This window comes from Candidatus Clostridium radicumherbarum (assembly GCF_045310525.1).
Taxonomy (GTDB): Bacteria; Bacillota; Clostridia; order Clostridiales; family Clostridiaceae; genus Clostridium_AT; species Clostridium_AT radicumherbarum.
Genome location: NZ_JBJHZY010000006.1, coordinates 25696 through 39688 on the forward strand (window position 1 = coordinate 25696; position 13993 = coordinate 39688).

The window sequence follows — 13993 nt, forward strand, 5'->3', positions numbered from 1 at the left end:
AAATGCTAAATTATAATGAAATGAAAAACTATTTTCATGGTAGATTTTACTGCAATACTAAAGAAGCGATTGTAAGTAAAATAATAAATAGAGCAGAGGAAATAGTTGGGGAAAAGGATATTAAGTTATTTTATCCCCAAAACATATTTGTAGAAGAAAAAGGTTTTAAATTTTATGTGTTTTATAATAATAGGATACTAAAAGTTAGTGAAAATGATAATTTTATATTTACTAACTTTTATAATCTAGGTAATATAGATAAATTTATATTAAAAGAGAACTCTAAGGATGAAAGTGAAAAGATGCTTGAAATAAAATTTAAGGATAATGAAATTTTAATATTTAATAGTTATGAGGACACAAATGAGTATTATAAAAAAGATTTAGCAAGTATTATAGAAGAAATTTGCAAAAATATTGTTTCATGCAAGGAATCAAAAATCATAAGTAAAGAGGTATAAATATGGAAAAACTTACGATACAAAAGTTAGAGAAAGCATTATGGGATGCTGCTGATATTTTAAGAGGAGAATTAAACGCTGCTCAATACATGGATTACATATTTGGATTATTGTTTTTAAAGAGGATGAATGATCAGTTCCAAGTTGAACAGAGCAAAAAGAAAGAAGAGTTTGCTTCTATGGGATTACCAGAGGAAGAAGTAAATTTATTAATAGAAGATCCTTCAATATATGAAAACTTCTATGTACCAGAAAGAGCAAGATGGTCAACATTAAAAGACTTAACATTAAATATAGGGCCAGGATTAGATAAGGCGTTCAAGTCAATAGAAGATGAACCTAAAAATGCAGAATTAATAGGTGTACTTACTACCGCTAACTATAATGATAAGGAAAGAGTACCAGATAAAAAATTATCTCAATTACTAATACTATTTAGTGAGTTACCATTAGCAAATGAAAATTTAGAGAGTAAAGATGTTCTAGGCAATGCATATGAGTATCTTATTAAGCAATTTGCAGATCAAGGTGGTGCAAAGGGTGGAGAGTTCTACACTCCTGAGCAGGTAGTTAAAACTTTAGTAGGAATAGTGAAGCCCAAAGAAGGTGAATCAATATATGATCCCACGACAGGCAGTGGTGGTATGCTCATTCACAGTACGCATTATATTGAAGAACATAGTGGAAATTCTAAAAATGTTTCGCTGAATGGTCAAGAAATAAACCTTTCAACTTGGGCTATTTGTAAGATGAATATGTTATTTCATGATGCTACAGGAGCAGACATCGAAAAAGGAGATACTATAAGAGATCCCAAACATACAAATGGTGGGATATTAAAAACATTTGATGTAGTCCTTGCTAATCCTCCGTTTTCATTAAAAAATTGGGGAGAAGAAGAGGCAAAGAAAGATCCATATGGAAGATTTGTATATGGAATACCACCTAAATCTTATGGTGACCTAGCATTTATAGAGCATATGATAGCGTCTCTAAATTCTAAGGGAAGAATGGGTACTGTTGTTCCGCATGGAGTTTTATTTAGAGGTGGAGCAGAAGGAAAGATAAGGCAGGGAATGCTGAAAGATGACATTATAGAAGCGGTAATAGGTTTGCCACAGAATATTTTTTATGGCACTAGTATACCAGCAGCCCTACTAATTATAAACAAATATAAAGATATTAATAGAAAAGAAAAAGTGCTATTTATTGATGCTTCCTTTGGATTTGTTAAGGATGGAAATAAAAATAAATTAAGGGACGAAGATATTGAAAAGATAATTAAAACCTTTGATAATTTTGAATTAGTGGAAAAATATTCAGAAGTAGTTGAATTAAAAACAATTGAAGGGAATGATTATAATTTAAATATAAGCAGATATGTAGATACATCAGAGGAAGAAGAAGAAATTGATATAAATTTAGTATTGGATGAAATAAGAGAACTGAAATTTAAAATTGTTTATAATGAAGAAAAATTGAATGGATATCTTCAAGAACTTGGATTTGAGGGCATATAAGGTGGTGAATTAGGTGAAAGAAGGGTACAAAAAAACAGAATTAGGATGGATACCAAAAGAGTGGGATATAATACCGCTAATAGAGGGAACTACACTTATAAAGGATGGAACTCATAATCCCCCTAAAAGAACAGATGTAGGTATTCCATTATTAAGTGCTGAAAACATATTTAATGGGAAAGTAAATTATGGATTAAATGAAAAATCTATAAGTATAGAGGATTTTAAGCAGATGCATAAGAACTATAAAATAGAGAAAGGTGATGTTCTTATGACGATTGTTGGAACGATTGGAAGGGTTGCGGTAGTTGATAGCGATAGAGAGTTTGCTGTCCAAAGAAGTGTTGCAATAATTAAAAGTAATGCTAAATTAAATAATAAGTTTCTTGCAAAGTTCTTAGAGTCGGATATATGTCAAAATCAGTTAAGTAAACGAAGTAACTCAACAGCCCAAGCAGGTTTATATTTAGGAGAATTGTCAAAGGTTAAAATACCGCTGCCAGATATAAGGGAACAAGAAAAAATAGCAGAAATTCTATCTATTATTGATTTACAAATATACGATACAGATACACTTATAGAAAAGATTAAAAGATTAAAGAACGGACTAATACAGAGACTTTTAACTAATGGAATAAAACACACAGAATTTAAGAAAACAGAAATTGGGGATATTCCTGTAGAGTGGGATATTAAAGAAGTTGGGGGAATTACATCATTTGTAGGAAGCGGAATCACACCAAAAGGCGGTCAAAAAGTATATTTAGACGATGGGATCGCTTTTATAAGGAGCCAGAATGTGCTTGTTAATAAGTTATCTACTGAAGATATTGCTTATATAAGTGAAGAGATTAATGAGAAAATGAAGAGAACAGAAGTTTTTAATGGTGACGTGTTATTAAATATTACTGGAGCATCAATAGGGAGATGTGCCTTAGTGCCAAATGGCTTTGGTAGAGGAAATGTTAATCAGCATGTCTGTATTTTAAGATTAAACCAAGGGCATGGAGAATATTTAGTTCAGGTAATGAATTCAAAGGTTGTAAAAGACCAGATAGATTCTTTCAATGGTGGTTCTAGTAGGGAAGGTTTAAACTTTCAACAAGTTAGACATATACAAGTCCCTTATCCACCATTGGAAGAGCAAAAACAGATAGCCAATATTCTATCATCACTAGATAATAACATTGAAGGTTATGAAAATAAAAAGAATAAACTAGAAGAAGTTAAAAAAGGAATAATGCAGCAACTCTTAACAGGAAAAGTAAGGGTAGTATAGAGAAGGTGAGAGGTTATGTTTCTATATAAAATAGATGGCAATAATTTAGAAGAGATAAAAGAAAAGCCATTTTCTAAAGAAGTAGAACTTCATAAATTATGTGAGAGCAATTTAGAGAATATCTTTGGTTTGAAATTTGTTAGAAGAGAGTTTTCTTTCAATAATTTTAGGTTAGATACTTTAGCATTTGATGAAAGTAGTAAATCCTTTGTAATAATTGAATATAAAAATACTAGCAATTTTAGTGTTATAGATCAGGGCTATGCATACCTTTCATTGATGCTTAATAATAAGGCGGATTTTATTCTTGAGTATAATGAGAACTGTAATAGCACCCTAAAAAGAGACGATGTGGATTGGTCACAATCAAGAGTTATATTTGTTTCTCCAGCATTTAATAACTTTCAAAAGGAATCTATAAATTTTAAGGACTTACCTTTCGATTTATGGGAAGTAAAAAGATTTGCTAATGATACAATTTACTTTAATCAAATTAAATCATCAAAAAATGCAGAATCTATAAAAACCATATCTACAAATAGTAATGAGGTTCAGTCTGTAAATAAAGAAATTACAGTATATACAGAAGAGCAGCACTTAAATAATTCTAGTGAAGAGATTGTAGAGTTATATGAAAAAATAAAGCAATTTATATTATCACTAGATGATACCATTGAGATAAAGGCCAAGAAGTTAGAATTAGGATTTCTATATAACAAAAGGGTAATGGTGGATATTCATTTGCAGAAAAAAGCGTTGAAGATATGGTTAAATACTAAATCAGGAACATTAGATGACCCAAGAAATATAGCAAGAGATGTTTCAAGGACTGGACATTGGGGAAACGGAGACTATGAAATACAAATTAGCAATGATGAAGATATTGAGTATATATTTAGTCTGATAAAGCAGTTATATAAAACGAAAAGTTTATAATTTTAAATTGAAGGATTAGAATATGGGTATAAGGGAAGATATTTTTAACTACATAAATGAAAATAGTAATATGGTATTATGCGATGATTGCTTGACGAAACAATTAGGATTATCACAAAGGCAAGTAGCATTTCAAAAGTGTGGAGAACTTGAGGCTAGGCAAATGATTTTCAGAGGTCATAATACTTGCAGTTTATGTGGCAAAAATAAAAAGAGCAGTTGGCATAAAAGTTCAATAGTTAAAGAAGATAAAGAAAATGACTTAGATATAAATGAAAATAATGTTATTGAAACTGAAAAGGTTCACTTCAATAAAAGTGGGAATCATGAAATAGAAAATAATATAACAGATTTTATGGCTCTTGTAGGTAATGGAATTGTTGAAATATACAATGAATTTAGTTTGCAACACGAATTAGGAATATATTTAAGGGAGAGATTAGGCGGCAAATATAAAATTCAGTTTGAAAGAAATGTTTCATATTTTCAGATAACTGGAACTTTAAAAAAGGAAATGGATATAGTTTTATTCAATGTTGATAAAACAGAAAAATACTGTATAGAATTAAAATACCCTACAAATGGACAAGTGCCAGAGCAAATGTTTTTAATGTGCAAAGATATTAGATTTTTAGAGCAATTAAGACAAAATGGATTTACTCAATGCTATTCGGTAAATGTGGTTCAAGATTCTGCTTTTTATAGTGGTATTAAAAACGAAGGTATATATTCTAAATTTAGAGATGAAAAAAGATTACACGGAACAATAGAGAAACCTACAGGTAAAAAAGACGAAAGTTTTAAATTATCATATGAATATGATATTGAATGGAAAGATGTCCAAGATAAACAAAAATATTTTCTTATTATTGTGTAAGTAAAAGGGGAGGTGGAAAAGTGAATTATCTAGGTAATGAAGAAACGCTAGTAGAAATACCAGCGATAGAATATTTAAAAGATAAACTTGGATATGATTTTCTTGAAGGCGATAAATTAACATCAGAATGCGGGGAACGTGATACACTTAGTGAAGTTATATTAACTAAAAGAATGAGGTCATCTCTAAAGAAGTTAAATCCTTGGATATCGGATGAAAATGCTGATAAGGTTATTAGAAAGTTTAGTAGAGCAGAGTCTTTAGAAGTAGGACTTTTAGAGATTAATGAGAAGATATATGATTATATTGTTCATTTACAATTAACTGTGGATCAAGTTATAGATGGAAAAAAAGAAACTCCTACAGTTAGGTTAATTGACTTTGATAATATAGAAAACAATGAGTTTTTAGTAACTAGGCAATTTGTTGTAAAAGGGCCACAAGAAACAATTAGACCAGATATTGTAGTTTTCGTAAATGGCATGCCTATAGCAGTTTTAGAGTGCAAATCTCCGTTTAAAGAAACTAACTCAAACGAAAATGCAGGCAAGTATGATGCCTTTAAGCAACTTAGAAGGTATATGAATGGAAGAGATGCTAACTTTATTGAAGGAGCAGAAAGACTATTCTACTCTAACTTTATTACAGCAATTTTGAACAAGTATACTGCTTTTATAGGTACTATAAGTTCAGGTTACAAGCACTATATAGAATGGAAAGATGCTTATCCTGTTGAAAATAAGGATGTTCTTGAAGTGAAGGATAGCCCACAAAATATACTTTTACAAGGTGTATTCAAAAAGGAAAATCTTCTTGATATCATGCAAAACTTTATAGTTTATGATGTAGATAAAGAAAATTCTAAGAAGATAAAAAAAGTATGCAGATATCAGCAGTTTAGAGCGGTTCAAAAGTCTATAAAGAGGTTAGAACACGGAAAAACTCCTTTAAGCAGAGGGGGGGTGGTGTGGCATACTCAAGGTTCTGGAAAGTCACTTACTATGGTGTTCTTAGCAAAAAAGATTAGAAACCATAAGAAACTTTCGGATGCTACTATAGTAGTGGTAACAGATAGAACAGACTTAGATGAACAAATCTTTCAGACTTTCGCTAATACAATTACAAACGGAACTCCTGTTAGAGCAGAAAGTATTAGTGAAATGAAAAGGCTTCTTAGAAATTCTAATGCACGGATAATTACTACAACTATTCAAAAGTTTCAGAGTGATAAAGAAGAAAGCAGTCTTTATGATCCTAATCAAAAGGAAAAGTTATTTTTTGAGAAGGAATATGAAGTTCTGTCAACTAAGACAAACATTATTGTTATGACAGACGAGGCTCATAGAAGCCAGTATAAAGGTACTGCTGCAAATTTAAGAACAGCACTTCCTAATGCTGCTTTTATAGGATTTACAGGAACGCCAATAGATAAAGAAGATAAATCTACACCTAGAACTTTTGGTTCTTATATAGATAAGTATTCTATAAAAATGGCAGTAGATGATGGTGCTACTGTAAAAATAGTGTACGAAGGTAGAAGGCCAGACCTGCATATAAAAGGAGATTCATTACAGGAATTATTTGACCAGGCATTCGAGGATAAATCAGATGAAGAGAAAGAGGCTATCAAGCAAAAATATGCTAATAAGAGAACTGTGGTAGAAGCAGAAAGCAGGATAGAAGAAGTAGCAAAGGATATGCTGACCCACTATAAAGAATATATTTATCCTAATGGTTTTAAGGCTCAAGTTGTTTGTGTATCTAGAGAGGCTTGTGTGAAGTATTATAATGCTTTAAAGAAACATATGAAGGATATAATGGGAGAAGAGTTAGAGTGTAAGATTATTTTCTCTGGAAGCAATAATGATGAACCTTCTTTAAGAGAACATCATACATCAAAGGAAGAGCAGAAGGAGATACTAAAAAGTTTTAAAAAGAAAACATCTGAAAGTAAATTATGCTTTTTAATAGTTAAGGACATGCTATTAACAGGTTTTGATGCACCTATAGAGCAGGTGATGTATTTAGATAGACCATTAAAGGAGCATACTTTATTACAGGCTATTGCAAGAGTAAATAGAACTAGTGGAGATAATAAGAGGTGTGGTTACGTAGTTGATTATTATGGAGTGTTAGATTTTCTAGAGGAAGCATTAGCAATATTTGATAAAGACGAATTAGGTAAGCCAATGGAGTCCATGGGTTCTTTATATGATGAAATGTTATCTTATAGAGAAAACATAATGAGATTATTTACTGGTGTAGACCATAACAATATAAATGCCTTAGTTAAAGTAATAGAGCCAGAGGATAAGAGAGCAGAATTTGAAGTCGCTTATAAAAGGTTTGCTGGATCAGTGGAAGCATTAATGCCAGGACATATATCTGCAGATATAATAAATGATGTAAAGTGGCTATCTTATATAAGGGCGGCTGCAAAGGTAAGATTTAATCCAGAAAAGAAGTTAGATATTGCTGACTGCGGGGAAAAGATTAAGGCGTTAATTTCTGAACACCTAACATCAGCAGGAGTAATTCAGTGGATTGAGCCTATAACGCTATTTGAGGACGACTTCCAAACCAAGATTGAAAATCAGGCTAGTGACGAAGCAGTGGCTTCTTCTATGGAACATGCTATAAAGAATGTTATTAACTTAAAGATGGATGAAAACCCTGTTTTCTATTTAAGTCTGTTTGAGAAACTTCAGCAAATTCTAGAAGAAACTAAAAATGATTGGATAGAGAAAAAGGCAAGACTTAAAGATTTTATTAATAAGGAAATGGAAAAAGGTGAACAAGACAAAGCAAATGAACTAGGATTAAGCAAAAGGGAATTTGCTTTCTTTGAAACTTTAAGAGAAGTTTTAAAACAGCAGGATGAAGTTGCTGCTAATACAATAAAAGAGGACAATGTTGAATACATAGGTGATGATGTAGTAGAGTTTTCCAAGGAACTATCTAAGGGCTTGGATAAATTAATAAGAGAGAATTACCTAGTAGATTGGACTAATAATCAAAGTAAATCTGGTCAGATAGAACAAAAGATTTATATGTTTTTAATATCAAAATCTGCAAAACTTAGAGAAGTATTTGGATCAGAGGCTATAAGTAAAATTAGACAGTTGAAAGAAAGTATAATAAAGTTGGCTAAGATACATTATGCAAACCTAGATTAAAGGTGATACAATATGAGACTTGGATTTGTATTCGGAACAAGAAATATAGATTTTAATTTGGAATATAGTAACCGAAAAACTTTAGCAATAGAAGTGGAACCGTCAGGAGAAGTAAATGTAATAGCACCTATTAGCGTCTCGGAAGAGAAGATAATTAATAAAGTTAAGAGTAGAGCCTCCTGGATAGTGCAAAAACAGTATGAAGTTAGAAATATAAATGTTAATAAAATTAACAGAGAGGCTATAAGCGGGGAGTCATATCTTTATTTAGGAAGAAACTATACCTTGCAAATAAATGTACGTACAAGAACTGAGGAAATTACAGTAAGACTGTTTAGAGGAAAGTTTATAGTGACGACATATACCGAAGATGAAGAGAAGATAAAATCAGCACTAGAAGAATGGTATAGGAAAAAGGCCCTTATAAAGATAAATGAAAGAATAAATTATTACAGCCATTATTTTGATAGGAAGCCAAGTGCCGTTAAGGTTAAGGAACAGAAGAAACGTTGGGCAAGTTGTACTTCCAAAGATGAACTTCTATTTAATTGGAGATGTATAATGGCTCCGTCTAATATTATTGATTATATTATCGTTCACGAGATGTGTCATATGTATCATAAAGACCATTCCAAGGAATTTTGGAGTATGGTAAATGGCGTATTGCCCGACTATGAAGGCAGAAAACTGTGGCTTAGGGATAATGGGATTAAACTTGACATATAAAGTAAAATTATTAAGCATAAATTATATGAATAGATAAAAGTATTTTATTTATAAAAGATTTAATGAATGCTTGTGTAGACTATATAAAAAATAAGGTGGTTTTATGCCACCTTATTTTTTAATGAGAATTCCGTATAAAATAAATATTTTTTATTTTTATAGACGTTTTCTTAAAAAGTATCCTGCTATACTTATTGTAATATATAAAACTTGGTATAGTAATTAAATTTTAAAATACTTGATTAGCATAGTTATTACACTGTACGAATTATTTCATTATTATTATTGATACATTTAGTTGTAAGATTGCAATAAGCGGTATAAATAAATTGTTAGTTGTAACATTGCTAGAAGCGAGGATTAATTGTTATGTGTCTAAAATAAAAGAGTAAATAACCCAAAAACATATAATATTGATACTTATTCAAAGTTGCATACTTGTAGTATAGTGCAAATATTAGTTGCAGGACAAACAGCCAATTATTTAAAATATAATTAAATAAAAATAAAATCCTGTTTCGCAACAGGATTTAAAGAACTATATAAATAATAACTAAAAGTTTATTGTTCTAAAGATTTTAGTTTTTTCTTGATTGAAGCCTTTTGATTCCTAACTGTACTATCAGATACATGGAGAATTTTAGAAACATCTTTTGAGGTATAGCCTTTAATTAGTAAATTTATGACTGTAATTTCTTTCTTACTAAAATGATTATTTAAAAATTTATTAAAGGTTTCTTCATCAGCAATGTAACTTTTTAATTCTATAAATAAATTATTCTTAGACTGAAATATGTCAAGGTAGTAAGTATCACCATTCTCTGAGGTCTTACACTCCAACTCATTCATACTAATTGATAGGTTTAAATAATTAATATAATCATGTCTTAATTTACCAATCAGATAATTCCAATAGTAATCAGAGAATTTTAAGATTAAATAATCTTTAAATAAAAGATTACATTTTTTAACAGTATCATTCATTTTATTAATATTTATAGAATTTAATACTTCCCATAAAGGATTAATGAAAGAGTATTTTTTAATCCTACCATCATAATAATCTATGGAGCATACTTCATCCAGGAATGATTTCTTATATATATCAAAAAATATATAATTAATTATGTGAAACTTATATTCATTATAGTTATTATCTTTATTTAACCGCTTATTCAGATCTTCTTCAGTAGATGCTAATTTGCTAATTCTCTGATTTCTAATCTTCTTCGGCAAAAGGTAAAAGGGCCAATTAAGGACTTTCATAAATTCACCTTTTATCAGCATGTGTAATGTTTCCAGACTCTGCTCCGATCCAGTCTCTAAAAAGTTCCTTAAATTTATATTAATGCAACGATCTCTTAATTGAGTAACTTTATTATCCATTAATTACACTCCTTTTTAGCGTTTTAAACCTTTTAAACAATAAAAAGGAGAAAATCAACTTTTTATCAAAAAAACTTTATATCAAAACTTGAAGTTAATTTTAAAGTTCATATAATGCACTCAAAATTCAAATTTAAGGAGTGATTTATATGGAAAATAAGAAGTTCAGTTTTGGTATTGTAAAAGGAATTGAAATGGGTGAAGTTTTGAATAACAGGTGTCTTTATAGCGGTTACAGCGGATTGAAATATTTATATAACCAACTACAGAGAACATCTTACCCATTAGTAAAAGAAGAGATAGAAGAATGTATGAGTATATATGCAAAAGATTATATTATTACTTTTGGAAAGTATAATGGCAGAACATTAGAAGATATATATAAGGCAGACAGGTGCTATATAGAAGAATACTTATTAAAAAATGCGGGGGAAGAAGTAAAGTTGATTATAAATCAATATTTGAGTAATAATAGAGCATCTAAGGATTTAGGCTACAATGACTTTCAGCAGAATGCTTATAAAAAGGTTGCTAAACTGATTGAAGAAATAAATGATAGAAGTTCGAGAGAAATAATCCTTGCATTGAACATGATGGGATTCGATTACAAAGAAAATAAAGGGTTTACTGAATGCCCGTACTGTGGGTACAACAAAAAGGGAAGGTGGCCTTCTTATCTAAAGAAGAGAGAGGGACAAACTTATTATATTGGATGTGAAAAATGTGATAATGATAAAAATATTATTACATTTGTACAAGAGCAATATAATTTAACATATCCAGAGGCAGTTAAAAAACTGGCTGCTTTATTAGGCATAAGTACAGATATAAGTTCAGATGAAGTTGTTATAAAAGATTTCAAACCTAAAACTGAAGATGAAATAAAAATACAATGTTGTTGTCTAGATGAAGTTGATTTAGAACCTTTTGGTTTTGCTAATGGAGTAATGCATCCTTACTTCTTTCATAGGGGGTATGACTTACAAGATGCTGATATATTTAAAATTGGGTTTGCTGGTAGGAAATGTACAAATAATTTTAAAAATAGAGTATGTTTTACAATAAGAGATATGGATGGCAGATGTGTTGGTGTAATAGGAAGGTCAGTAGAAAGTGAACAAGAGTTTTACGATAAGATAATAGAAAAGAGTAGAATTAGCAAAGACTTACCATATGATAAGCAGTTAGATGTTGTAAAGAAAAAATATGAATATAAGAAATATATATTTACCAAAGGGTTTAAAAAATCCTTTACTCTTTATAATTTTGATAAGGTATCCAAAATGGAAAAGGATAAGATATTTATTTGCGAAGGTACATTAGATGTTGTATCTATGGCTGATGAATATGGATTTAGGCAGACGGTAGGTATGATGGGTAAGGAATTAGGATTAGGTCAACTATACCAGTTATATAAGCATTATAAAGACATAAGAGACAAAGTTGAGATATATCTTTTTATAGATAATGATAATGCAGGACGGCAAGGTATGGAAACAAATATTAAGCATTTGCAGGAGTTGGGATTTACTCAATTATATAAGATGGTGCTTAAAAATGGTAATGATGCAGCAGATTCATGCTATCAGCAGGTAAAGGATGCATATAGCGAAGCAGAGTTAATTCCAATAAAATATAATAAGAAAAAAATAGTTTTAGAGAATGTGGACTCAAATGAATGCACTATATTAGAAGAAATTTAATTAAAGGTACATGATACATTATTATACAGCTTATTGATATAAAATAACTATTAATATAATAAACGATACCTTGAAATAATACTACCTATAATTTAATAAGTACAGATACAATTGGTACTGCTCTTAATTGAGATAGTACCTTTTTTTATTTGAATTTAAGTAGAAAGAATAACTATAATGTACCAAATATTTAAGGAGGGGAATGTAGTATGGGATAAGGTAACAATTTTAATAATTTAATAGAAAGAAGGTAGAAAGTGAAGCATGGACTAAATAAAGAAAGACTAATGATTAAATTGCTTAATGACATTATTAGGATATACCCTGATAGTCGTATCAGTAATGACTTAATAAAAATATCTGATGGAAATGTAGATTTAAGTCTACCAATAAGCCAGATATACAGCGAATACTCTATAGGAAATAGGGATTATAATGAAATATTCTCAGAATACCTAAAAGTAATTAGGGAAATTATTGAACAGCATAATTTTAAGATTGATTATGATACAGTTTACCCACTTTTAAGGCATAAAACTTTTGGCATTAATGAAGAATGCGAATTCTTTAGGGAGCAGTTGTTCTTAGATATACATTTAATGTTAGCCTCAGATATGGGAGAGTTATTTAGATATGTTTTGATGAATGACAAGGGGGTAAATTATAATCAAGCCTATGACGCTGCTATGATAAATATAAATAAACTTACAGATGTACTTGTAAAAATGGATAATAGAATAGATGTATATACAACAAAGTATTCAAGTGACTATGCTTCCAGTTTGATATTAAATAAAAATATGCAGCGGCAGATACAAAAGAAAATAGGGCCAAGTTATATTTTTGCAATTCCAGCATCGTCAGTTTTATTTGTGGCACCTCAAAGTGATTACAATATTGATGTGGTAAAGGCTTTAGTTAAAGAAAATCAAGATCCTAATATCATTTCTGATAAAGTAATGATACACTCGGCAGATGGTAGTTATCATTTTGTAGATTCATAAATTGCCCTGGTTAATCTTTATTTAAGATTATTACTATTTATTATTTAATTTAAGGTTTATGGAGTCGATAAATTTCCATAAACTTTTTTTCTAATGATCTTAATTTTAAGAAAAATATGTTATGGTACAAGCATAAAAGATAAAACAAACTAATAAGAAAGAAGAAATACAAAATGAAATTAATATTAGAAAAGTTTAAGAAAAAGATATTTTGGGATATAAAAAAGCGTTATCCAGATAGTTATATTATTAAGGAATTAATGATAATAGACAATGGAAGTCAGGAGTTTACAGTAGGATTAAATGAAGTTTATAAAGATTATCTAGATGATAATGGGTATAGAATTTCTCTTAATAAGTTGCTAAAATTAATAACTAATCATTTTATTGAGAATAGGGAAAGTGTAAATTACAATTATATTTATCCAATAATAAAAAGCAAAGAATTTAGTGAAGATTGTCCCATCGAGTTGGTGAAGAGAAAACTTGCTCTAGACCTTGAAATAATACTAGCAGAAGATAAAATAAAAATGTTTGAATTCTGTAGAAAAGAAAATAATATTGATGAATCAAGGGCATTTAAGGCCGCTTTGGCAAATATTAATAATCTTAATAATGAATTATGCCAATTACATGATGATTGTAAGATTTTTTCTGCTAAATTTAATAATGACTGTTGCTCGAGTCTTTTATTTAATTTTGACTTTAGACAGCAGATTATGAATAAGGTTGGAAATAAGTTCCTTCTTGCAATACCGTCTACTACAGGTATTTTAATTGGGTCAAATGAAAAGCAAAATATTATGATTATGAAAAAACTTATAGAGTCTGATGACGATATGAATAGAGTAAGTTCTCACGTATATAGAGTGAGTGGAAACGAATGGGAGTATGCTGATTAGAAAAATCTCTACCAGAAGGTAGA

The 13993-nt window shown here is 29.8% G+C and carries 11 protein-coding genes; 10 read left to right on the forward strand and 1 reads right to left on the reverse strand.

Annotated elements, in window-relative coordinates; genetic code table 11:
• The first annotated feature begins 2 nt into the window (after positions 1-2).
• The 7 genes from ACJDUH_RS18665 to ACJDUH_RS18695 are packed head-to-tail and all read left to right on the forward strand — an operon-like array spanning position 3 to position 8975.
• The gene (locus ACJDUH_RS18665; RefSeq protein ID WP_406766740.1) at positions 3-461 is read left to right on the forward strand and encodes a DUF3908 family protein; all 459 of its coding nucleotides are present in this window, start codon (positions 3-5) and stop codon (positions 459-461) included.
• A 2-nt stretch (positions 462-463) separates the two neighbouring features.
• The gene (locus ACJDUH_RS18670; protein WP_406766741.1) at positions 464-1981 is read left to right on the forward strand and encodes a type I restriction-modification system subunit M; all 1518 of its coding nucleotides are present in this window, start codon (positions 464-466) and stop codon (positions 1979-1981) included.
• A gap of 13 nt (positions 1982-1994) precedes the next feature.
• The gene (locus tag ACJDUH_RS18675; RefSeq protein ID WP_406766742.1) at positions 1995-3260 is read left to right on the forward strand and encodes a restriction endonuclease subunit S; all 1266 of its coding nucleotides are present in this window, start codon (positions 1995-1997) and stop codon (positions 3258-3260) included.
• Positions 3261-3275: 15 nt separating this feature from the next.
• Complete coding sequence (locus tag ACJDUH_RS18680) at positions 3276-4196, forward strand: DUF5655 domain-containing protein (RefSeq protein ID WP_406766743.1); 921 nt, start codon at positions 3276-3278, stop codon at positions 4194-4196.
• A 22-nt stretch (positions 4197-4218) separates the two neighbouring features.
• A complete protein-coding gene (locus ACJDUH_RS18685; protein WP_406766744.1) occupies positions 4219-5073 on the forward strand; it encodes a hypothetical protein in 855 nt (284 codons plus the stop codon).
• Positions 5074-5093: 20 nt separating this feature from the next.
• Entirely contained in the window at positions 5094-8249 is a 3156-nt protein-coding gene (locus ACJDUH_RS18690) for a type I restriction endonuclease subunit R (RefSeq protein ID WP_406766745.1), read from the forward strand.
• 12 nt (positions 8250-8261) lie between these two features.
• Positions 8262-8975 carry a M48 family metallopeptidase gene (locus tag ACJDUH_RS18695; RefSeq protein ID WP_406766746.1) on the forward strand — a complete coding sequence of 238 codons (714 nt, stop codon included), beginning with the start codon at positions 8262-8264 and terminating at the stop codon, positions 8973-8975.
• A 561-nt stretch (positions 8976-9536) separates the two neighbouring features.
• Here the strand turns inward: ACJDUH_RS18695 and ACJDUH_RS18700 are convergent.
• The gene (locus tag ACJDUH_RS18700; RefSeq protein WP_406766747.1) at positions 9537-10361 is read right to left on the reverse strand and encodes a helix-turn-helix domain-containing protein; all 825 of its coding nucleotides are present in this window, start codon (positions 10359-10361) and stop codon (positions 9537-9539) included.
• A gap of 149 nt (positions 10362-10510) precedes the next feature.
• Between ACJDUH_RS18700 and ACJDUH_RS18705 the strand changes: the two genes are divergently transcribed.
• The 3 genes from ACJDUH_RS18705 to ACJDUH_RS18715 all read left to right on the forward strand — a co-directional run bounded on the left by ACJDUH_RS18705 (position 10511) and on the right by ACJDUH_RS18715 (position 13970).
• The gene (locus tag ACJDUH_RS18705; protein WP_406766748.1) at positions 10511-12064 is read left to right on the forward strand and encodes a toprim domain-containing protein; all 1554 of its coding nucleotides are present in this window, start codon (positions 10511-10513) and stop codon (positions 12062-12064) included.
• A 257-nt stretch (positions 12065-12321) separates the two neighbouring features.
• Positions 12322-13068: a DUF1444 family protein gene (locus tag ACJDUH_RS18710; RefSeq protein ID WP_406766749.1), complete on the forward strand. Its 747-nt coding sequence runs from the start codon at positions 12322-12324 to the stop codon at positions 13066-13068.
• A gap of 173 nt (positions 13069-13241) precedes the next feature.
• A complete protein-coding gene (locus ACJDUH_RS18715) occupies positions 13242-13970 on the forward strand; it encodes a DUF1444 domain-containing protein (protein ID WP_406766750.1) in 729 nt (242 codons plus the stop codon).
• Positions 13971-13993: the final 23 nt, after the last annotated feature.